A 20,649-nucleotide genomic window follows, 5' to 3' on the forward strand; every position below is an offset into this window, starting at 1 on the left:
CCCTTCCGCGAGGGCGACTTCGACGACGTGACCGACATCTGCTCGCGCATCTGGTGCTCGAGCGTCGAGGGCGTCTATGACCGCATAGTGTTCGGCCGCGTGATGACGCTCGGCGCCCTCCAGCGCTCCCAGCACGCGCACGTCGCCGTGCGCGGCCAGCGCGTCGTGGGGGCCTGCTTCGGCGGCGTCTCACGGGGCGGCCTGGCCCAGGTCGACCCCGACTGGGGCCAGCGCTTCGCCGACGTCATGGTCAAGGCCCGCAAGCGTGCCAAGCTCGGCGGCATCGAGGTCGAGGACAAGCTCTTCGGCCGCCTGCGTCGCTACACCATGGCGGACGTCTTCATCTCGCGCGAGTACGCGAGCTCCGACGCTGAGGTCAACCTCCTCGTCGTGCGCCCCGACGCCCAGGGCAGGGGCATAGGGAGCCGCCTTCTGGGCGACATGGTGGCACGCTTCGACGAGGGTGGGCAGCGTGGCTGCTTCCTGGTGATGGGCGACGACTGTGACGTCGACTTCATGGAGTCGCGCGGCTTCTCGCTCGTCCAGGAGCGCAGGCGGGCCGCGGACGGTGGCGAGGAATCCGTCTACCTCTACGGCCTGCGCCTGGGGTCGTAGCCCCACCTCGCCTGGGGCCATAGCCCCAGGCGGGCCGTTTGGCGCCGACGGCCGCCGCCAGGCCCGTCCCATCCCCGCAATCGGGTATCGTCGGACCTGTCTGAGCGGCAGCCACCTCCCGCGCGAAAGGAAACGCAATGGGACTCATCGACACCATCAAGCGAAGCCTCTTCTCCTCCGGGGACGAGGCGGGCGCGCCCAAGCCCGCCGTCTTCCACGTGGACGACGACATGGTCTATGCCCCGGTCACGGGCGCCGTCGTGAGCCTGGGCGAGGTCCACGACGAGGCGATCTCGTCGGGCTTCTTCGGCGAGGGCTGCGGCATCCTGCCCTCCGTGGGCATCGTCTACGCTCCGGCTACCGGCCGCATCAGCGTGACGGCCGTCACCAACCACGTCATCGGCATGACCCTGCCCGGCGGCGTCGAGGTCCTCATCCACGTGGGCATCGACACGGTGAGGATGGAGGGCAAGGGCTTCACGCGCTTCGTCGAGGCCAACGACGAGGTGGCTGCGGGCACCCCGCTGATCGTCTTCGACCGCGACAGGATCGCCGCCGCGGGGTACGAGGACGTCGTCACGGTCGCCATCACCAACAGCGACAGCCTGAGGTCGGTCAAGAACGTGTCGAGCAGCGGCACGCTCATCGGGGGCCGTCCCCTCGTGAAGGTCGGAGACCCCCTGCTCCAGGTGGAGCGCTAGGGGCGAGGCAGTCCGCCCCTCTCGCCACGAAAGGGGAGAGGGGCCACCTTGCTTGTCGATGCCTGCCTGGGCTTCGGCTGGGCTATCCTAGGTGCCCGCGGCCGACCCCGGCCGCCCGCGAACGACAAGCAGGGAGAGACCATGCTCAGAGTGACCCACGCCATACTGCACGCCTTCGAGTTCGAGACCGGGAGCAGCTACCTCTCGGAGCGCGAGCTGGACCTCTCGCAGCGCCCGGTGAGGTCCTACGTGCAGCGGCGGCTCAGGAGCGTGTCGTCGAGCCCCGACAACCGGCATGGCAGCTTCAGCGAGCAGAGCGCCTTCGCGCAGACCCTCGACGAGTACCGCCGGGGGCAGGTGGGCTTCGTCGAGATATCCGACCAGCTGGGACGGTACCTCTGGGAGGAGCTGAGGCGCTGCGAGGAGCTCGAGGAGTGTGACCTCCTGGTGGCCGACTTCAGCGAGACGCAGGATATGGGCTCCAAGGCGGCGGAGAAGACCCAGGTGGCGCAGGCGTTCGAGGACGCGGCCACCAGCCTGGACGAGGACGAGGCGCCGGACCTGAGCCGGCGCTGCTTCGCCGCGGTGCTCCTTCCCCGCAAGCAGGCCTTCGTGCACGACCTGGGCAACGACGCGTCCGGCATGGCCGCCAACGAGATACTGCGCCAGGACTCCACCCTGCCCAACCCCACCGCCAAGGTGGACTCCTACCTCCTGGTGGACCTCCAGGACCTGAGCATCGACTTCAGGGACAAGCCGCGCACCCAGGGCAGCCAGGAGCGCCTGATCATTCCCNCCTTCCTGTGCGTGGCGTCGGGGGTGCCCCGTCTGGGCAAGCTCAGCTGACATTCTAGGCAAGGACGGGGGAGTGGCGGCCCGGTGATGGGACAATGGCGGCGTCGCGAGCCACACGCAAGATACGGTTTGGAGGAGACATGCCACCCCTGCCTGCCCTCGCTGGCCTCGCGCTCGTCCTCGTCGTGGCCTCGGTCGTCGACCTCAGGGAGCGCAGGATCCCCAACGGGTGCGTCGTCGCCGTCCTTGTGCTGGGGATGGCGCGCGTCGTCTGGGCGCACGACCCCTCCCGCGGGTCGGTCGCGCTCGCGCTCGAGCTCGCGGGCGCCCTCGTGCCGGGCCTTGCCGTGGGCACCTTTCTCCTCGCCTTCTCCCTCGCGACCGCGCGGCTGCTGCATGCGCCCGGCATGGGCGGGGGAGACCTGAAGCTCCTCGCCGCCCTCTCCTGCCACCTGGGGCTCGAGGGGGGCCTCGTCCTGGTCGCCCTCTCCTGCTTTCTGGCTCTGCCTCCCGCGTTCGTCTCGCACCTCGCGCGCGCGGGTCGCGGTGGACCTGGCAGCTCCCTCCTCCGGCAGGACTTCGCCTGGGCACCAGCCATCTCCGTGGCCGCCCTCCTGCTGGTCGCCCTTCGCTAGGGGGCGCCAAAAGGGGCTGCCTGACACGGGAGGGGTCCCGTGGCCCCTCTCCCCATTGCCTCCGCGAGGCACCCAGATGAGTCGCGCTCATGTGTCCATTAGGAAGCGTCATGCCCCCGTCGTGCGTCCCTGCCGTTCGCGCCGCCAGAGCATCCGCCCGCATTTCGGGCGGGGTCGGCCCCGGACCCCACTTACTAACTTTTCCTATGTGAGAAGGCTATGTGAGAAGGCTATGTGAGAAGGCGCACCCCGTCGGGGGACGCGAACCGATTCCGACGCGGGCACGCCCCGCGCAAGAGGGGGAGGGACGCATGTCTGAGAAGGCTGGGCAGCCCGTCGCCTCCGGTGGCATGAAGAAGGAGCTCACGCTCTTCAACTTCTTCACCATCGGCTTCGGAGCGATCATCGGCACGGGCTGGGTTCTGCTGGTGGGCGACTGGATGGTCCTGGGCGGAGGCCCCGTGCCCGCCATGATCGCCTTCGCCCTGGGCGCCGTCTTCCTCGTCCCCATAGGCATGTGCTTCGGCGAGCTCACCGCCGCCATCCCCATCTCGGGCGGGATCATCGAGTACGTCGACCGCACCTTCGGGCGCAAGCTCGGCTTCCTCACCGGTTGGATGCTGCTCCTGGGCAACGCCCCGCTCTGCCCCTGGGAGGCCATCGCCATCTCGACTCTGCTCACCGACCGCTTCGCCGAGTTCCCCGCCCTCGCGTGGCTGCGCTCCGTGCGCCTCTACACCATCCTCGGCGCCGACGTCTACCTCTGGCCCACGGTCATCGCCCTGTGCTTCGCCGTCCTGGTGATCTACCTCAACTTCAAGGGTGCCGGCGCCGCGGCCAAGCTCTCGTCCTTCCTCACCAAGGCGCTCCTCGCCGGCATGGTCCTCGCCATGGCCATCTCCATCGCCACGGGATCCCCCTCCAACGCGCTGCCCGTCTTCTCCCAGGTGAGCGAGGCGGCGGGCGGTAGGTCGACCGGTGCCACGAGCCTTCTGGGCGGCGTGGTCGCGGTCCTGGTCATGACCCCCTTCTTCTATGCCGGCTTCGACACCATCCCGCAGCAGGCCGAGGAGGCCTCCGCCAACCTCGACTGGAAGAAGTTCGGCCTGGTCCCGGCCATCGCCCTTTTGGCCTCCGGGGTTTTCTACCTGGTCTGCATCTACTCCTTCGGCTCCATCATCGACTGGCATGAGTTCGTGCGCGCCTCCGTGCCCGCCCTGGCAGTGCTCGAGCGCATCAACCTCTTCTTCTACGTCGCGATGCTGGTCATCGCGACCCTGGGCCCCCTGGGTCCCATGAACTCCTTCTTCGGCGCCTCGACCCGCCTCATGCTCGCCATGGGACGCAAGGAGATGCTCCCCGCGTCCTTCGCCCAGATCGACCCTGCGTCCGGCGCTCCCAAGAAGGCCAACGTCGTGCTGGCCGTCCTGACGCTCGTCGGGCCCTTCCTGGGCCGCAACATGCTCGTCCCCCTCACCAACGTGGCCTCCCTGGGCTTCATCTTCGCCTGCACCATGGCCGGCTTCGCCTGCCTGCGCCTGCGCAGGACCGAGCCCGAGCTCAAGCGTCCCTACAAGGTGAACGGCGGCAGGTTTGGCATCTGCTGCGCCATAGTGGCCGGGCTCCTGATCATCGCCCTCATGGTGGTCCCCGCGAGCCCCGCCGCCCTCAACGGTGTGGAGTGGGCCATCACCATCGCCTGGGTGGTCCTAGGCTTCGCCCTGCTCCTGGCCTTCGGCAGAAGGGGAGAGGGGCGTGCGTCCGTGGGCGTGGCCCAAGGGCGCCAGTAAGGCAACCATCGCCCGGGATTCGCCGCGCGCATGCCGGGCGACCTCACGCAAGGTAGGAAGTCAAGCTAGGAAAGTGGAGGCAGGATCATGGGCAAGTACGCATTCGTGGGCGGCAAGCTCGTAGACGGAACCGGTGCGGCCGCAGTCGGGGACAGCCTCGTCCTGGTGGACGGCAAGACCATCGCCTATGCCGGCACGGCGACCGAGGTGCCCGAGGGATACAAGGTCATCGACGCGGCCGGTCACACCCTCATGCCGGGCATCGTGGACACGCACATCCACTTCTCGGGCAACCTGACCGACAACGACAACGATTGGGTCATCGAGACCGTGGCGCAGAAGCAGGCCTGCGCCGTCAAGCAGGCCTACGACGCCGTGACCCACGGCCTCACCACCTGCTGCGAGATCGGTCGCAACGGCATAGCCATCCGCGACCTGGTCAACATGGGCGTCATGAAGGGGCCGCGCATCTTCGCCACCGGCCTGGGCTTCTGCCGCACCGCGGGCCACGGCGATTCCCACCACCTGCCCTTCGAGATGTCCAAGAACGGGCACCCCTGGGGCGATCAGGTGGACGGTCCCTGGGAGCTGCGTCACGCCATCCGCATGCGCCTGCGCGAGAACCCCGACGCCATCAAGATCTGGGCGACCGGCGGCGGCATCTGGCGCTGGGACTCCGGCCGTGCCCAGCTCATGAGCACGGAAGAGATCAAGGCCGTCTGCGACGAGGCCGCGATGGTGGGCATCCCCGTCTGGTCGCACTCCTACAACAGCATCTCGGCCGCGTACGACTCCGTCCGCTTCGGCTGCGAGCAGCTGATCCATGGCTTCGAACTGGATGACGTGACCATGAGCCTCATGGCCGAGCAGGGCACCTTCTTCACGCCCACCGTGGGCTTCCTGCCCAGCTGGTACGGCACCTACCCGCCCGAGTGGACGCCCGAGCTGGACAAGTTCCCCGGCAAGGACAACGCCGAGAAGGGCATCGCGCGCACCTGGGCCAACCTCAAGCGCGCCTACGAGCTGGGCGTCACCCTCACCGTGGGCTCCGACTCCTTCAGCTTCAGCACGCCCTACGGCTACACCACCATCGACGAGATGTACGCCTGGGTCGACCACTGCGAGATCCCGGCCATGGACACCATCACGGCCGCCACGCTCAACGGCGCCAAGATGGTCCACAAGGAGGACGAGTTCGGTTCCATCGAGAAGGGCAAGCTCGCCGACCTCCTCATGGTCAGGGGCGACGTCCTGGCCGACATCCACGACCTCACGCCCGACAACATGGACGTGATCATGAAGGAGGGCGACATCATCATCAAGGACGCCCTGTAGCCCTGCCACCGACCCCCCCGAGGCGCCCCGCTCCCACTCCCTGGGCGGGGCGCCCACCCTCCCCGCCCTCTCTCGGCCCGTCCTGCGCTGCGGGCCGCGGGGTCCCTTGCCCGGGAGGCGGTTCCAGCCCGTGCCGGGACCGCCTCCCCCGCCCTCGTCCCCGTCCGGTGGATGGGGGCTTCTCTTCGCCGCGTCCGCGTCCTAGACTCGGGGCGTTCTGGGGAGGGGACATGAGCGCCAACATCAACAAGTACCGCGCCTTCCTCGAGGCGGCGCGCAGGGGGAGCTTCACCAAGGCGGCGGGCGCCCTCGGCTACTCGCAGTCGGGCGTGAGCCACATGATCTCTGACCTCGAGCGGCTCTGGGGCGTGAGGCTCTTCGGGCGTGGTGGCGGCCCCGTGGTGCTCACGCGCAGGGGAGAGGAGCTCCTCCCCCTGGTCGAGGAGCTCTGCCGCAGCTACGACCGCCTCCAGCTGAAGCTCGACGAGGCGGACGAGGACCTGCCCTCCGTGAGGGTCGCCGCGACCTCGAGCATCGCCGCCTACCGGCTGCCCCGCCCGCTCGGGCTCTTCGTGGCCGAGAACCCGCGAATCCGGGTGGACCTCCTTTTGGGAACCTACGCCGAGGTCGAGCGGCTCATCCTGGAGGACGAGGTCGACCTGGGTTTCCTTCCCAACGTGGCGGGAAGGGAGGACCTGCTGGCACGGCCCTTCGACAGGGACGAGATCGTGGCCGTGCTCCCCGAACGCCACCGTCTTGCGTCGCGGGCGCGCGTGGACATCGAGGAGCTAGCGGACGAGGAGTTCGTGGCGGACGCCGAGACGGCGCCCCTGCTCCAGGCCGACCTGCGCCACCTCAGGGTGCGCTTCGAGACGGCGGACGTCACGGCCATCATCTCTATGGTCGAGAGCGGGCTGGGCGTGTCGCTCCTGCCCTCGCTCGCGCTCGAGCGCTGCCCCTTCGACGTGATCGTGCGGCACCTCGACAATCCCGCCTTCCGCACGACCTACGTCGCCTGCAGGCGTGACGCGCCGCTCTCTCCCCCTGCCGCCGCGCTCTTTGCCCTGCTCGACTCGAGTGCCTGTTAGGAGGCCTGCCGCGCCTAGGCCAGCACGATGCCCATCAGCCAGCCCCAGCGCGGGGTGACGGTGCCTCCGTAGTAGCTGATCCATTCGCTGAGGCTGCCCGTGCGCACGTAGCCCACGTTGTCCATGATGGTGCCATTGCCCACGTAGATGCCGATGTGGCCGTAGATGCGTCCCGCGCTCGTGTGCGGGTGGCTCGACACGGCCACGATCATGCCGGGCTTGAGCTGGCCCAGGTTGGAGCTCGTGCACCAGGCGTTGTACATGTCGTTGGCGTTGCCGCCGGCATAGGCGTAGCCGGCGTTGCTGAAGACCTGGCTGACCCACATGGCGCAGAGGCCGGCGCCCGGCGAGGGGGTCGACTGGCAGGCGGCGAGGACGCGGGCCTGCGAGCCGGTGGTCGCGCCGTCCGCCCCCAGGCTCCCGGAGACGTTGGACGAGGCGCCCCCGCCCGCGGAGGACGAGGCCGCAGCGGCAGCCGCCTTGCGGGCCGCCTCGGCGGCGGCCTCCTGGCGTGCCTTCTCCTCGGCCATCTCCTGGATCTCGGCGTCGCGCTTGGCGATGAGGTCCTTCACGTCCTGGTCGAGCCCCGCGAGGACGCCCTGGACCTCCTCCTGCTTGGACTGCATCTGCGCGAGCTGCTGCCTCTGGGTCTCGTTCAGGGCCTCGAGCTCGGCCCTCTGGCCCTCGAGCTCGGCCTTCTGCTGGTCGAGGGCTGCCTTGGCGTCCTTGACCTCCTGGATCATGCGCTCGTCGGCCTCGGTGATCTTGCCCATGTAGTAGAGGTTCGAGGTGAGCTCGCCGAAGGAGGCGGAGTTCATGATGATGCTCAGGAAGTCGGTGTTGCCCGACTTGTAGGCGCTGTTGATCCTCTCGCTCAGGCGCTCCTTCTTCTTGTCTAGGTCGGCCTGGGTCTTGTCGATCTGCTCCTGGGTCTTGTCGATCTGGTCGTTGACGCCCTCGATCTGGTCGAGGGTCTTGGACTGCTCGCGCGAGAGTGCCTCGTACTCGGAGGCGATCTGGTCGAGCTGCGCCTGCACCTGGTCGTACCTCTCCTGCGCGGCGCTGAGGTCCTGCTTGGTCTGCTCGAGGTCGCTCGCCGTGTCGGCGAAGGCGCTCGTCACGTTGAGGAGGCCAGCCACGGTGGCGCTCGCTCCCGCGCCGAGGAGGAGCTTGAGGGCGCGCCGGCGCGTCATGTCGTTGAGTCCCACGTTGTCCCCTTGTTCGTTTGGGCTGCGTTTGGCAGATCGGCGTATGCTGACATGAAAGGATACTACCCAGACGCAGGCGGGCGCCCTCATCTGCGCAAGCTCCACATGCCTTGGGGCGGGGGCGGCTCCCGTGTCCTCGCGCCCTGGGGGCAGGGGGACGCGGAGACTGGGCTAGCATGGAAGGCACCATATCGGCAGAGGGAGGCANCGCCGCCGCACCGTGAGTCCGCCCGGAGCGGCGGCGTCACTCGCCGTGGCGCTAGGCCAGGAGCAGTGCCGCGAGGAGGGCGGCCTGTCCCAGGGAGTTGGTCGCCTGCTCGACCCAGTTGGAGCGGGCGTCCAGCTGGTCGCGGTGCCGCGCGAAGCGGACCATGGCCAGCATGCAGGCGGGCCAGAGGGCGAAAAGCGGGCAGGAGGGGAGGCTCAGGAGCCTGCCTGCGACCAGGGCGAGTACGGCCATCTTGGTCGCGATCCCCGCCGCCATGAGGGCGAAGCCCAGGGGCATGAGGTAGCGGAGCTGTCGGCTGAGGAGGGGATGGTCGCCCCTGCCCAGGGCGAGGAGGAGCTTCCAGCACACCTTGCCGAGGCCCGCCGCGAAGGCCAGGACGGCTCCTGCCACGAAGGCCGGGCTCCCCAGCCTGCCGCCCAGGACGAGGGTGGAGAGGCAGAAGAGCGCCACCGGCACGCCGTCGAAGAGGGCGAGCCCCAAGGTGAAGCCCTCGGGCGGAATGGGGCCCTGACCCTCGGCGTCCCCGGACCGTCCCCCCGCGTTCGTCGCCCCCGCATGCATGTCAGCCCACGCCCCTCTCGCCTCGCGGCCCGTGTCCTCTAGCGGTCGCTCCGGGCGAAGCCGTTCCTCATGTCGAGGGAGGCTTGGAGGAGGACCTTGGAGAGGAGCTCGCCGGTCTTGTCGCGGAGCATCCTCGCGATGCGCCCGTTGGCCTCCTCCAGCTCGTCGCAGGCATCCTCGCGGCTCGAGCCCTGCGCGAGGAGAGACGCGTCCGTGCGGGCCAGCTCCTCGTGGCCGCGCGCCGCCACCGCCTCCTGGTAGCTCTCGACGGCCGCCGCCGTCGCGTTGAAGTGGGCGTCCGCCAGTGCCGCCACCAGGCGGTTCGACCAGTAGAAGCTCTGGGTCGTGACCTCGTCGGTGGTGTTGGAGAGGTACTCGGGCATGGAGCGCACGTTCGCGTAGAGCGGCACGAGCGCGTTGAAGGCGTTGCAGCCGAAGGCCGTCCACTGGACGGCGCGGCAGCCCTCGGGCGCGTAGGGCCTGAGCTGCAGTGCCGCAAGCTCGCCGTTGCGGTTGATGCCGACGGGGCGGTACCTGCCGCGCTGGGCGTCGTCGCCGCGTCCATAGGGGTCGAAGGGCGTCCCCTGGTAGTGGAGCGAGAGCGCGTCCTTCACGTCCTCGACGGTGAGCCTGCGCTCGGGCACGCGACTCCAGGGGAGGGAGTCCGACTCGGGGGAGAGGTCGCCCGAGCCGTCGTCCCAGTTGCCGGTGTGGGGGTTGAGCAGGCGCTGCATGGACCAGGCCCGCGGCGTGTTGTAGACGTGGTCGGCGTCGGAGTGGCTGCCGAAGGCCTCGCGGGGGTTGAATGCGTCGCCGGGCTCCAGGCTCAGGTCGAGGTGGTTCTTGGCCATGAACTCGCGCAGGTCGGCCGAGCAGAGGTGCTCCCTCTGCGCCCCGAAGGCGTCGGAGAGGTCGAAGGAGTCGATGCCCAGCTGGTTGGGCATGGTCACGTAGCAGTCGTCAGGGACGCGGCGGGCGATCCAGTGGTGGCCGCCCACGGTCTCGAGCCACCAGACCTCGTCCAGGTCCGAGAAGGCGACGCCGTTGGGCTCGTAGGTGCCAAACTCCTCGAGCAGGGAGCCCAGGCGCAGCACGCCCTCGCGGGCGGTCCTCACGTAGGGCAGGACGATGGTGACCATGTCCTCCTCGCCGATACCCCCGGGGACCTCGGGCACGTAGCCCTCCTCGCCGGGCGTGCCCTTGGCGGGGACGAGCTCCACGTAGGGGTCCGCGCCCAGCACGCGGGGATTGGTGGTGAGGGTCTCGGTCGCGCTCATGGCGACGTCGGACTCGTTGACGCCGGCCTCCGCCCAGATGCCGTCCCTGTTGACGGCGTCGGGCACGGAGCTGTAGCGCTGGGGGTCGTCGGGGAGCTCGATCTGGACGTGGCTCACGACCGAGCGGTAGTGGCGGGGCTGGTCCTGGGGGAGGACGACCTCCATGCGCTTGGGAGTGAAGACGCCAGAGGGGGAGTCCTCGTTGCGCGCGATGATGGTGGAGCCGTCGTAGCTGGCCTTCTTGCCGACCAGTAGGGTGGTGCAGGGCATGGGTACCTCCGCTTCTCGTCTCGTCTCGTCTCGTGTGCCCTCTCATGATAGGTCCGTGGGAAGTCGTCGCGCGGCAGGGAGCCGCATCGGGTCCGCCGGGGCTTCTGCTAGTCTGTCTTGGCGAATCCCGTGGAGAGAGGGCCCCATGAAGACGCTTCGCGACGTCCTGCGACTCCTGTGCGCCAACTGGCGCACCTTGGCCCTCTTCGAGCTCTTGTTCAGGGCCGGCACGGCGCTGGGGCTGGCGCCGCTCCTCCGCCTGCTGCTCGACGCCGCCATGGCCGCCCAGGGTTATGCGTACCTGACCTGGGAGAACGTGGGATCTTTCCTGCTGCGTCCGCTCAGCGTGGCCCTGGTCGTCGTCGTGGGGACGCTGCTCATGCTCCTCTCGGTGTTCGAGCTCGCAGGTGTCCTCGTCACCCTCGAGCGTGGGAGCAGGGGAGAGGCGATGGGCCTCCGGGAGCTGCTGCCCCTGGCCGCGCGGCATTCCCTGCGGGCCCTCGCCCCGCGCAACCTCGGCCTCGCCGCCTACGTCCTGGTGCTCGTCCCCCTCGTGAACCTGGGGGTCTCGACCGGCGTGGTGCGCTCGCTCGCCGTGCCTGAGTTCGTGGAGGAGTTCATCTACCAGAGCGGCGCGCTCACGGTCGCCCACGCGCTCGCGCTCGTCCTCGTCGTGGTCCTGCTCGTGCGCTGGTCCTACGCGCTCAACGCCTTCGTGTGGGAGGGGCTCGACTTTCGCCAGAGCCTCGCCCGCTCGGCCGAGCTGGGCCGGCGTCGGCGCCTGCGCGACCTCCTCTGGCTCGTGGGCATCCAGGCGCTGGCCGCGCTTGTCGCCGGCCTCGTGCTGCTCGCAGGTGGTGGCGCGGCGGGCGTCCTGGCACAGGCGCTCTCCGAGCGGCCCGTCGCCGCGGCCGTCGCCTCGTCCCTCGTGCTGGCGCCTCTCGCCTTCTTCGCGGTGGTGTGCCTGGCGCTCTCTCCCGCCCTGGGATACGCGAGCGTGAGCGCGCTCTACCTGGCGCGAGAGGGGCGCCATGCCGTGGCGCGGACGCAACGTGCGTGGGACAGGGAAAGGGTCGCCCTGGTGGCGGGGCTGGCAGGCCTGGGCGTCTGTGCGTGCGCGGCCCTGCTCCTCGCCTTCGGACCGGCGCTGCTCGAGCCCTTCGGCCAGGGGGGAGCCGCCGTGCAGCTGACCGCCCACCGCGGCGCGTGCCTGGAGGCCCCCGAGAACACCATGGCCGCCTTCCGCCAGGCCCAGGAGCAAGGCGCGGACTGGGTCGAGCTCGACCTGCAGCAGAGCGCGGACGGGGGCATCTTCGTGAGCCATGACGCGCGGCTCAAGCGCGTCTCGGGCGTGGACAAGGCCGCCTGGGAGCTCACGCTGGAAGAGGTTCGCGCGCTCGACGCGGGCTCGCACTTCTCGCCCGAGTTCGCCGAGGAGCGCTACCCCACCCTGGGGGAGGTCCTCGCCTGGGCCAAGGAGACCGGCATGAGGCTGAACATCGAGCTCAAGCCCACAGGCCACGAGCGCGACCTCGAGGGTGAGGTCGCGCGCCAGGTGAGGGAGGCGGGCATGGGCTCCCAGTGCGTCTTCACCTCGATGAGCTACGACTGCCTGCTGCGCCTGCGCGAGGCGGCGCCCGAGGTCAGGCGCGCCTACGTGATGACCCTGGCGTACGGCGACCTCTGCCAGCTGGACGCGGCGGACCTGTTCTCGGTGGAGGAGACGAGCTGCACGGCGCAGCTCGTGGGCTACCTGCACGCGCAGGGTCGCGAGGTCCTGGCCTGGACGGTCAACGACGAGTCCAACGTGCTGCGCGTCGTGGAGAACGGCGTGGACGGCGTGATAACCGACGACGTGCCGCGAGTTCGGGAGGCGCTCCAGGACCGAGACGGGCGGACACCGGTGGGAATCGCCCTGGATTGGCTGGCGGGACTCCTGGCCTAGTCGTGCGGGCCGCCTCGGCCGGGTGTGAGGCAGGCGTATGTGTCGCGTGCGAGAACGCCGTCGTGCCGCCCGCGCATGTGACGTCGGGCATGCCATAATTCCCAGAGCCCGAGGCGCCAGCCTGCGGGCCCACGGCCGAGCCCGAGCCGCCCGACCATGGTTGCGAGACTAACGTCCGGAGGTCCCCCAGCATGCCCATGAACTTCAAGCGTCGCCTTCCCATACCCAGGGAGATTCGCGACGAGATGCCCCTCAGCGCCGAGGAGGTCGCGCGCAAGCGGGCCTTCGATGCCGAGGTCGCCGACGTCATCTGCGGCAGGAGTCCGCGGCGCCTCCTCATCATGGGCCCCTGCTCGGCCGACCGCGAGGACTCCGTGCTCGAGTACATGGGCCGCCTCTCTCGCCTTGCCGAGGAGGTCAGGGACAAGGTCCTGGTGATACCCCGGGTCTACACCAACAAGCCGCGCACCAGGGGCACGGGCTACAAGGGGCTGCTGCACAACCCCGACCCCGAAGGGGGCTCCGACCTCCTTGGGGGCATCCGCGCCATCCGCCGCATGCACCTGCGCGTGGTGCGCGAGTGCGGCATGTTCACTGCCGACGAGATGTTGTACCCGGACAACTACCAGTACCTCGTGGACCTGCTGAGCTACGTCGCGGTGGGGGCCCGCTCGGTCGAGAACCAGGAGCACCGGCTGGTCGCGGGTGGCATCGCCGCTCCCGTGGGCATGAAGAACCCCACGGGCGGCTCCACAGACGTGATGCTCAACTCCATCTATGCCGCCCAGGCACCGCAGACCTTCATCTACCGCAACTGGGAGGTCCAGACCACGGGCAACCCCCTGGCGCACGCGCTGCTTCGCGGCTACCAGGGCCTCGACGGCATCAACTATCCCAACTACCACTACGAGTACCTCGAGCGGCTGGCCCAGAAGTACCAGGGCGAGAGGTACCAGAACCCCGCCGTGGTCATCGACTGCAACCACGACAACTCGGGCAAGCGGCCCCTCGAGCAGGCGCGCATCGTGGACGAGGTGCTGGACAGCGTGAGCCGGAGCGCCGACGTCGCGGGGCTCTTCCGGGGCTTCATGGTGGAGTCCTACCTGGTGGACGGCAGCCAGCCTGTGGGCGGGGGAGTGTTCGGCCAGTCCATCACGGATGCCTGCCTGGGGTGGGACGCGAGCGAGCGCCTGGTGCGCGACATGGCGGAGCGCCTCTAGGGGCGGACGTCCGGGGGAGAGGGACGAGCGCCCCCGCGGCCCGAGGACCGCGGGGGCGCCGTTGTGCGCTGGGAGCGTTGGGCCTCGCTCGTGGCTAGCCTACGATGCGATAGCCCACCGTGCCGACGCCGTCGAAGCCCAGGGCGTGGGCGACGGCGGGCTGGAGGTCGATCTCTCGCCCGGCGACGAAGGGGCCGCGGTCGTTGACCACGGCGGTGACGGTGTTGCCGCCGTAGCTGACCTCCACCACGGTGCCCAGGGGCACGCTCTTCATGGCGACGCCCATGGAGGTGGGGGTCACGACGTCACCGGAGGCCGTGGCGCTGTACATGAGCCCGTCGCCCTCGCCGTAGGTGGAGGCTCCCACGTAGTTGTAGCTGGGCTTGGCGGGCTGGGCTGGCGTCGCCTCCCGCTGGGGCTCCTCGGCCTTGGCGGTGGGGGTCGTCTCGTCCTGGCCCTGCCCGCCCTTGGGGGCGGAGGCATCGGCCGCGTCGGCACCCTGCTTGGCCGTGGCAGCCTCGATGGCCTGGTTGGTCGACTGGTCCGGCGTGCCTGCGGCGAGCTGCTGCTCGTAGGCCGCCTGCTGGGCGGCAGCGTTGGCGGAGGCGGCCTGGATGGCGGCCTGCTTCGCCGCCTCCGCCTGCTCGTAGGCGCCCTGGGCCTCGCTCGCCTGGACCTCTGCCGCCGCCTTGGCGGATTCCAGCGCCTGGCTGGTCCGGTCCAGGTCCTGCTCCATCTGGGTGAGCTGGACCATTTCGTTGAGCTTGCTGGTGGTGATGGCGGTCAGGTACTGCGCCTGGGAGAGGAACTGGTTGAAGTCCTCGGCCGAGAGCAGCATCGAGACCAGGTTGGCCTGGTCCTGCTGGAGCCTGTAATGCGCCCTGATGGCCGACGCGGCACGCTCGCGCTGGGCAGGGAGCTCGGCCTCGAGCTCTGCCTTGTGGGCGGCGTTGTCCTCGATCTGCCCCTGGATCTGGCTGACCTTCTCCGTCGCGGCCTGGTAGCTGTCGGCTGCCTGGATGGCGGCCTGCTCGAGGGACTCGAGGCTCTGGTCGGCCAGTGCGACGTGGGGGCTCGCGAGGCAGAGGAGACCGGCGACGGCGGCGGCTCCGGCCACGCGCGCGACCCTGCTGCTGATGGGCTTTAGGTCAAACATGGTCCTCCTCGGGCGAGGGCGGCGCGCTGGGGCCGGGTTGGCCGCAGCTTGGAAGCTTGCCCGACCCTCGTTGGCGAATGGGCATCTTTGACATGATATGACCCCACGGGACCCCTGGCAGAAAAAACATGAATCTGTACTTGAGGGTTTGCGGCCGTGGGCGTGTTGCCGCCTGGCGTGCGCGTGCCGCCTGCGTGCCGCCTCCCATGATGACGAAGCGCTCCCCCTGGAGCCGCCTTCCCAGAGTTGTCTGTGGATTCCGCATACAATTCCGAAATGACGTACCACATCTACCTGCGGAAACGAAAACAGCTGAAAGAATAAATCAAAGTTCTAAGCGAAAAACAGCATACAACTAAATCGTGCGCGATAGGTCTAGACGCGTGGGAGAGGGGCGATGGGCCTGGCCGACGGAAGAAGCACGATGGATTTGCTGTGCGAGAGAAGCGCGATGGGCCGGCCGCGTGCGGGAAGCGCCCCTAGTCGACCATCGAAATCCGCGTGATGCGGGGTTGGTCCGCTGCGGCGACGCTGCCGTTGGAGTCCTGGACGGGCGTCTTCTGGGCGATGGCGTCCACCACGTCCATACCGTCCGTCACCTTGCCAAAGGCGGCGTACTGGCCGTCGAGCGAGCCCGCGTCCTCGTGCACGATGAAGAACTGGGAGCTGGCGGAGTCGTAGTCGCTGCTGCGCGCCATGCTGATGACGCCCCGCTTGTGCATGATGGGGTTCACCACCCCGTTGGCGCTGAACTCCCCCTTGATGCGGCGGTCGGAGCCGCCGGTGCCGTCTCCCTTGGGGTCTCCGCCCTGGATTATGAAGCCGCTGATTACGCGGTGGAAGGTCAGCCCGTCATAGAAGCCCGCGCCCGCAAGGTCCGCGAAGTTGCTCACGGTGACGGGGGCGGCGTTGGCGTTGAGCTCGAGTTCGATGCTGCCGAAGCCCTCGACCTCGATCTTTGCGTGGTGGGTGCCACTTCCGTAGCCGTTGTCCAGCGGCGCCGTGAGGACGCCGGATCCGCTGGCGGCCCCGTCGCCGGGGGAGCCTGCGCCGGAGTCCCCTGTGCCACTCTCGCCTGACCTCGTGGCCGTACCCGAGGCCCCGCCGCAGGCAGAGAGCGCGAGTATCCCGCCCATGCCCAGGGCAAGCGAGAGGAGCGTGCGGCGGCTCATGGGAAGAAGCTCCCCACCCTGGTTGGAAATCCGGTCCTGGCTCCGCATGTCTCTCTCCCTTGGCTCGTGGCGTGGCGACCATGGTAGCGCGAGCGGGACGGAAGCGCCAAACAGTGGGGGTCGCGCCAAACGGCGGGGAGGCGCGCAGGAGATGCTGCCGCACCAAACGACGACGGGCCCGCACGGATCTCTCCGCACGGGCCCGCGAGGCGCGCCTCGTCCCTGCCGCGACGTCGAGACGGCGCGGCGCCAGCCTGCCTACTCGAGCTCGAAGGCCCCGGTGTAGAGCTGGTAGTAGGTGCCCTTCTGGGCGATCAGCTCGTCGTGGGTGCCGCGCTCGATGATGTGGCCGTGGTCCAGGACGATGATCGCGTCCGAGTTGCGCACGGTCGAGAGTCGGTGGGCGATGACGAAGGTGGTGCGGCCGTACATCAGGGCGTCCATGCCCTTCTGGACGATCTGCTCGGTGCGCGTGTCGATGGAGGAGGTGGCCTCGTCCAGGATCATGACGGGTGGGTCGGCCACGGCGGCTCGGGCGATGGAGAGGAGCTGCCGCTGCCCCTGCGAGAGCGAGGCGGCGTTGTCGGTGAGCATGGTGTCGTAGCCCTGGGGCAGGCGCTCGATGAAGCTGTGCGCGCCCGCGAGCTTGGCGGCGCCGATGCACTCCTCGTCGGTGGCGTCGAGCCTGCCGTAGCGGATGTTGTCCATGACGGTGCCGGTGAAGAGGTTCACGTCCTGCAGGACGATGCCCAGGGAGCGGCGCAGGTCGCCCTTGCGGATCTTGTTGATGTTGATGCCGTCGTAGCGGATCTTGCCGTCGGCGATGTCGTAGAAGCGGTTGATCAGGTTGGTGATCGTGGTCTTGCCCGCTCCCGTGGCCCCGACGAAGGCGACCTTCTGGCCGGGCTTGGCATAGAGCGTCACGTCGTGCAGGACGGTGTGGTCGGGCGTGTAGCCGAAGTCGACGTGGGAGAGGCGCACGTCGCCGGCCAGGGGCACGTAGTCCACGCTGCCGTCCTCGTGGGGGTGCTTCCAGGCCCACATCTCGCTGCGGTGGTCGCACTCGACGAGCTTGCCCTGGGCGTCGCGCTCGGCGTTGACCAGGGTCACGTAGCCCTCGTCCGTCTCGGCCTCGCGGTCGAGCAGGCCAAAGATGCGCTCTGCGCCGGCAAGGCCCATGACCACGAAGTTGATCTGCTGCGACACCTGGCCGATGGAGCCGGCGAAGCGCTTGGTCAGGTTGAGGAAGGGCACCACGATGTCGATGGTGAGCGCCAGTCCCGAGATAGAGGGGTTGGGCACGTTGAGCGCCAGGAATACGCCGCCCATGAGGGCGACCGCGACGTAGGCGAGGTTGCCGAGGTTCATGAGGATGGGCATCATCGTGTTGCCGTAGATGTTGGCGCTCTTGGAAGCCTCGAAGAGCTCGTCGTTGACGACGTCGAAGTCCCGTACCATCTGGCGCTCGTGGGTGAAGACCTTGACGACCTTCTCGCCCGTCATCGCCTCCTCGGCAAAGCCCTCCGCCTTGGCGAGAGAGCGCTGCTGGGCCAGGAAGAAGTGGGCGCTCCTGCCGCCCAGCACCTTCACGGACTGCGCCATGACGGCGACCATGACCAGCACGACCACGGTCATGGGCAGGGAGTACCACAGCATGATGGCGAGCACCGACGCCATGGCCATGAGGGTCGAGAGGATGTTGGGCAGCGCCTGGCTGATGAGCTGCCTGAGCACGTCGACGTCGTTGGTGTAGTGGCTCATGATGTCGCCGTGCTGCGTGCTGTCGAAGTAGCGGATGGGCAGGTCCTCCATGTGGTCGAACATGGTGTTGCGGACCTTCATGAGGGTGCCCTGGGTCACGACGGCGGCGAGCTGCCCCTGCGCGGTGACGAAGGCGAGCCCGGTGAGGTAGAGCACGACGAGCGACGCCACGATCTGCAGGATCGGGCCGGACGCGCCCGCCCAGTCGCCGCTCTGCCAGTGCTCGGTCACGACCTGCAGCGCCTGCTGCAGGAAGATGGAGGGGAGGGACGCGATGACCGCTGCCGCGACGATGCACACGACCATGGCGACGGTCTGCACGGGATAGAAGCCGAAGACGAGCCTCAGCGTGCGTCCCAGCACCTTCATGGGGTTGGCGGGACCGTGCCCGCGGCCGCCCTCGGGCTGCGTGGCCTCGTCCGCCTTGGACGTTGCTTCTCCGCCCGCGCCTGCCTTTGCCTGCAGGTCCTTGGTGTCCTTGCTACTCATGGGACTTCGCCCCCCTTCCCTCAGCCGAGCCGTCCGAGGCGAGGGCGCCCATCTTCTGGTCGTGCGACTGCTTGTTCTGGCTGGTGTAGGTCTCGCGGTAGATGGCGTTGGTGCGCAGCAGCTCCTCGTGGGTGCCGACGGCCGAGATGCGGCCCCTGTCCAGGACCACGATGCGGTCGGCGTCTTCCACGGAGGAGGTTCGCTGGGCGATGATGATCTTGGTGGTGGAGGGGATGAAGCTCTTGAACCCGGCGCGGATGAGCTTGTCGGTCTTGGTGTCGACGGCGCTGGTGGAGTCGTCCAGAATCAGGACCTTGGGCCTCTTGAGCAGCGCGCGGGCGATGCAGAGGCGCTGCTTCTGGCCGCCCGAGACGTTGGTGCCGCCCTGCTCGATGTAGGTGTCGTACTTGTCGGGCATGAGCTGGATGAACTCGTCCGCCTGCGCGAGCCTGCACGCCTCGACGAGTTCCTCGTCGGTGGCGTCGGCGTTGCCCCAGCGCAGATTGTCCTTGATGGTGCCCGAGAAGAGCACGTTGCGCTGCAGCACCACGGCGACCTGGTCGCGCAGGGCGTCAAGGTCGTACTCGCGCACGTCGTGGCCACCCACGCGCACGCTGCCGTTGGTGACGTCGTAGAGTCGGCTGATGAGCTGGATCAGCGTGGACTTGGACGAGCCCGTGCCGCCGATGACGCCGATCACCTCCCCGCTCTTGATGTGGAGGTCGATGTCGGAGAGGGCCATGCGCTCGGCCTTCCGGGAGTACTCGAAGTCCACGTGGTCGAAGTCGACGGAGCCGTCGGGCACCTCGGTGAGGCCGCCCTCGGGGCTGGTGAGGTCGCTCTTCTCGAGCAGGACCTCACAGATGCGCCGCGCGCTCTCCTCGGACATGGTGATCATCACGAAGACCATTGAGAACATCATGAGGCTCATGAGCATCGAGAAGCCGTAGGTGATGAGGGCCGAGAGCTGCCCCACGTTCATGAGGGCACCCTGGCTCTGGATGATGGCGCGCGAGCCGAAGAAGATGACCACGGTATAGATGACGTCGATGGCCAGGGTCATGATGGGGGCGTTGAAGGCCAGCAGGCGTTCGACGTGCACGAAGTCGTGGTAGAGGTTGCCGGAGGCCTGCTTGAACTTCTGCTTCTCGAACTCTTCGCGGACGAAGGACTTGACCACGCGGATGCCCGAGACGTTCTCCTCGACGGAGTCGTTGAGGCGGTCGTACTCACGGAAGATGCGCCTGAACATGGGCATGACCTTGGCTGCGATCCCAAAGAGGAAGAAGCCGAGGACGATGGCCACGACGACGTAGATGACGGCCATGCTGCCGCCCGTGACGAAGGCCATCACGATGGCGAAGGTCAGCATCAGCGGGCTGCGGGTGGCCGTGCGGATGAGCATCATGTAGGCCTGCTGCACGTTGGTCGTGTCGGTGGTGAGGCGCGTCACGAGCGAGCTCGTGGAGAAGCGGTCGATGTTCGAGAACGCGAAGTCCTGGATGCTCTGGAACATGTCGTGGCGGAGGTTGCGCGCGAAGCCGGTCGCCGCGACGGAGCAGGTGTAGCCCGCACCCGCGCCGAAGGCGAGGGACGCCAGGGCGAGCCCCACCAGGATGAGCGCGTAGCGGACGATGACGTCCATGCCCGCGCCGAGGTTGAGCTGGTCGATGAGCTGGGCGGTCATGAAGGGGATGATGCACTCGATGACCACCTCGCCCACGACGAGTATGGGCGTCCACACGGAGGTGGACTTGAACTCCCTGACGCTGCCGCCCAGGGTAGAGAGGATCTGGCCGTAGCTCAGGCCCGGCATCGCCTTCTCCTCGTTACTCATTCCCTGCCTCCCTCTCCTTCTGCTCGATGAGCTTCCAGTGCTCCATGAGCCGGTCGAGGTCGTCCGCGAGCTCGAGGCGCCGCGCCTGGTCGAGCGGCTCGAAGGCCTCGCGCTCGAAGTCGATCTTCTTGCGCGCGACCTCGCAGGCGAGCTCGCGGCCCGCCTCGGTGAGGGCTATGTCGAGCTGGCGCTTGTCCTGCTCCGAGCGGGTGCGGACGACCAGTCCCTCTCCCTCGAGCTTCGCGAGCACCTCCGAGAGGGCGGCGGAGCTTATGCCCACGCTCTCCTGCAGCTCGCGCTGGGTGAGCTGGCCCCCGCAGTGCAGCAGGCGCACGAGGACGAACTGCTTGCCGCCCCGCCCTCCCGCGTGCACGTGCAGGAAGTGGCCGAAGTAGCCGAGGCGGCGCAGGATGCGTCGCTCGACGGACTTCGATGCCTCCTCCAGCTCCCTGTTCATCTCGTCTTCCGTGGTCACCAGATTCCTTCCTCGCGTTGTTTGACCTGAGGGATGGTAGGTACCTAGCAAATCGATGTCAAGGTACCTAGGAATCATTTGAGAGGTACC

At 68.4% G+C, this 20,649-nt stretch carries 17 protein-coding genes; 9 read left to right on the forward strand and 8 right to left on the reverse strand.

Annotation, left to right across the window (positions count from 1 at the left end):
* From BQ7388_RS01835 to BQ7388_RS01865, 7 genes are all read left to right on the forward strand, one after another.
* Window positions 1–615, forward strand: a 615-nt coding sequence (locus BQ7388_RS01835) for a GNAT family N-acetyltransferase (protein WP_072499650.1), incomplete at its 5' end; no start/stop codon positions are given.
* A gap of 137 nt (window positions 616–752) precedes the next feature.
* Window positions 753–1,316, forward strand: a complete 564-nt coding sequence (locus BQ7388_RS01840) for a PTS sugar transporter subunit IIA (RefSeq protein ID WP_062529969.1) — start codon at window positions 753–755, stop codon at window positions 1,314–1,316.
* A gap of 141 nt (window positions 1,317–1,457) precedes the next feature.
* The gene (locus tag BQ7388_RS01845) at window positions 1,458–2,162 is read left to right on the forward strand and encodes a nucleoid-associated protein (RefSeq protein ID WP_083558190.1); all 705 of its coding nucleotides are present in this window, start codon (window positions 1,458–1,460) and stop codon (window positions 2,160–2,162) included.
* 89 nt (window positions 2,163–2,251) lie between these two features.
* On the forward strand, window positions 2,252–2,746 hold the full coding sequence (locus tag BQ7388_RS01850; protein ID WP_072499651.1) for a prepilin peptidase: 495 nt from the start codon (window positions 2,252–2,254) through the stop codon (window positions 2,744–2,746).
* A gap of 311 nt (window positions 2,747–3,057) precedes the next feature.
* Entirely contained in the window at window positions 3,058–4,536 is a 1,479-nt protein-coding gene (locus tag BQ7388_RS01855; protein ID WP_072499652.1) for an APC family permease, read from the forward strand.
* An 87-nt stretch (window positions 4,537–4,623) separates the two neighbouring features.
* A complete protein-coding gene (locus BQ7388_RS01860) occupies window positions 4,624–5,871 on the forward strand; it encodes a metal-dependent hydrolase family protein (RefSeq protein WP_009279535.1) in 1,248 nt (415 codons plus the stop codon).
* A 230-nt stretch (window positions 5,872–6,101) separates the two neighbouring features.
* Window positions 6,102–6,959 carry a LysR family transcriptional regulator gene (locus BQ7388_RS01865; protein ID WP_009279534.1) on the forward strand — a complete coding sequence of 286 codons (858 nt, stop codon included), beginning with the start codon at window positions 6,102–6,104 and terminating at the stop codon, window positions 6,957–6,959.
* Window positions 6,960–6,973: 14 nt separating this feature from the next.
* Here BQ7388_RS01865 and BQ7388_RS01870 read toward each other — a convergent pair whose 3' ends face one another.
* The 3 genes from BQ7388_RS01870 to BQ7388_RS01880 form a co-directional block, all read right to left on the reverse strand.
* A complete protein-coding gene (locus BQ7388_RS01870; RefSeq protein WP_234946763.1) occupies window positions 6,974–8,167 on the reverse strand; it encodes a coiled-coil domain-containing protein in 1,194 nt (397 codons plus the stop codon).
* 259 nt (window positions 8,168–8,426) lie between these two features.
* The gene (locus tag BQ7388_RS01875) at window positions 8,427–8,957 is read right to left on the reverse strand and encodes a hypothetical protein (protein ID WP_072499654.1); all 531 of its coding nucleotides are present in this window, start codon (window positions 8,955–8,957) and stop codon (window positions 8,427–8,429) included.
* 38 nt (window positions 8,958–8,995) lie between these two features.
* The gene (locus tag BQ7388_RS01880) at window positions 8,996–10,504 is read right to left on the reverse strand and encodes a C69 family dipeptidase (RefSeq protein WP_072499655.1); all 1,509 of its coding nucleotides are present in this window, start codon (window positions 10,502–10,504) and stop codon (window positions 8,996–8,998) included.
* 145 nt (window positions 10,505–10,649) lie between these two features.
* Here BQ7388_RS01880 and BQ7388_RS01885 point away from each other — a divergent pair, with 145 nt between their 5' ends.
* Together BQ7388_RS01885 and BQ7388_RS01890 are read left to right on the forward strand one after the other, a co-directional pair.
* Window positions 10,650–12,449: a glycerophosphodiester phosphodiesterase family protein gene (locus tag BQ7388_RS01885; RefSeq protein ID WP_072499656.1), complete on the forward strand. Its 1,800-nt coding sequence runs from the start codon at window positions 10,650–10,652 to the stop codon at window positions 12,447–12,449.
* Between the two features lie 191 nt (window positions 12,450–12,640).
* A complete protein-coding gene (locus tag BQ7388_RS01890; RefSeq protein WP_009279528.1) occupies window positions 12,641–13,669 on the forward strand; it encodes a 3-deoxy-7-phosphoheptulonate synthase in 1,029 nt (342 codons plus the stop codon).
* A 94-nt stretch (window positions 13,670–13,763) separates the two neighbouring features.
* Here BQ7388_RS01890 and BQ7388_RS01895 read toward each other — a convergent pair whose 3' ends face one another.
* The 5 genes from BQ7388_RS01895 to BQ7388_RS01915 all read right to left on the reverse strand — a co-directional run bounded on the left by BQ7388_RS01895 (window position 13,764) and on the right by BQ7388_RS01915 (window position 20,559).
* Entirely contained in the window at window positions 13,764–14,825 is a 1,062-nt protein-coding gene (locus tag BQ7388_RS01895; RefSeq protein ID WP_072499657.1) for a septal ring lytic transglycosylase RlpA family protein, read from the reverse strand.
* Between the two features lie 479 nt (window positions 14,826–15,304).
* Complete coding sequence (locus BQ7388_RS01900) at window positions 15,305–16,045, reverse strand: peptidylprolyl isomerase (protein ID WP_200781414.1); 741 nt, start codon at window positions 16,043–16,045, stop codon at window positions 15,305–15,307.
* Window positions 16,046–16,255: 210 nt separating this feature from the next.
* The gene (locus BQ7388_RS01905; RefSeq protein ID WP_456319907.1) at window positions 16,256–18,247 is read right to left on the reverse strand and encodes an ABC transporter ATP-binding protein; all 1,992 of its coding nucleotides are present in this window, start codon (window positions 18,245–18,247) and stop codon (window positions 16,256–16,258) included.
* Window positions 18,240–20,084, reverse strand: a complete 1,845-nt coding sequence (locus BQ7388_RS01910; protein ID WP_072499658.1) for an ABC transporter ATP-binding protein — start codon at window positions 20,082–20,084, stop codon at window positions 18,240–18,242. Before BQ7388_RS01910 ends, BQ7388_RS01905 begins: the two co-directional genes overlap by 8 nt.
* Entirely contained in the window at window positions 20,077–20,559 is a 483-nt protein-coding gene (locus BQ7388_RS01915; protein WP_009279523.1) for a MarR family winged helix-turn-helix transcriptional regulator, read from the reverse strand. The genes BQ7388_RS01910 and BQ7388_RS01915 overlap by 8 nt, the downstream gene beginning before the upstream one ends.
* Window positions 20,560–20,649 lie beyond the last annotated feature (90 nt).

Origin of the sequence: Olsenella phocaeensis, assembly GCF_900120385.1 — a bacterium.
GTDB lineage: Bacteria > Actinomycetota > Coriobacteriia > Coriobacteriales > Atopobiaceae > Olsenella_I > Olsenella_I phocaeensis.

Excerpts from the sequence above, each read along its gene's own strand:
- BQ7388_RS01840 (WP_062529969.1), top strand. The coding sequence starts at position 753 with ATGGGACTCATCGACACCATCAAGCGAAGCCTCTTCTCCTCCGGGGAC.
- BQ7388_RS01850 (WP_072499651.1), top strand. The coding sequence starts at position 2,252 with ATGCCACCCCTGCCTGCCCTCGCTGGCCTCGCGCTCGTCCTCGTCGTG.
- BQ7388_RS01855 (WP_072499652.1), top strand. The coding sequence starts at position 3,058 with ATGTCTGAGAAGGCTGGGCAGCCCGTCGCCTCCGGTGGCATGAAGAAG.
- BQ7388_RS01860 (WP_009279535.1), top strand. The coding sequence starts at position 4,624 with ATGGGCAAGTACGCATTCGTGGGCGGCAAGCTCGTAGACGGAACCGGT.
- BQ7388_RS01865 (WP_009279534.1), top strand. The coding sequence starts at position 6,102 with ATGAGCGCCAACATCAACAAGTACCGCGCCTTCCTCGAGGCGGCGCGC.
- BQ7388_RS01875 (WP_072499654.1), bottom strand. The coding sequence starts at position 8,957 with ATGCATGCGGGGGCGACGAACGCGGGGGGACGGTCCGGGGACGCCGAG.
- BQ7388_RS01880 (WP_072499655.1), bottom strand. The coding sequence starts at position 10,504 with ATGCCCTGCACCACCCTACTGGTCGGCAAGAAGGCCAGCTACGACGGC.
- BQ7388_RS01885 (WP_072499656.1), top strand. The coding sequence starts at position 10,650 with ATGAAGACGCTTCGCGACGTCCTGCGACTCCTGTGCGCCAACTGGCGC.
- BQ7388_RS01890 (WP_009279528.1), top strand. The coding sequence starts at position 12,641 with ATGCCCATGAACTTCAAGCGTCGCCTTCCCATACCCAGGGAGATTCGC.
- BQ7388_RS01895 (WP_072499657.1), bottom strand. The coding sequence starts at position 14,825 with ATGTTTGACCTAAAGCCCATCAGCAGCAGGGTCGCGCGCGTGGCCGGA.
- BQ7388_RS01900 (WP_200781414.1), bottom strand. The coding sequence starts at position 16,045 with ATGCGGAGCCAGGACCGGATTTCCAACCAGGGTGGGGAGCTTCTTCCC.
- BQ7388_RS01905 (WP_456319907.1), bottom strand. The coding sequence starts at position 18,247 with ATGAGTAGCAAGGACACCAAGGACCTGCAGGCAAAGGCAGGCGCGGGC.
- BQ7388_RS01910 (WP_072499658.1), bottom strand. The coding sequence starts at position 20,084 with ATGAGTAACGAGGAGAAGGCGATGCCGGGCCTGAGCTACGGCCAGATC.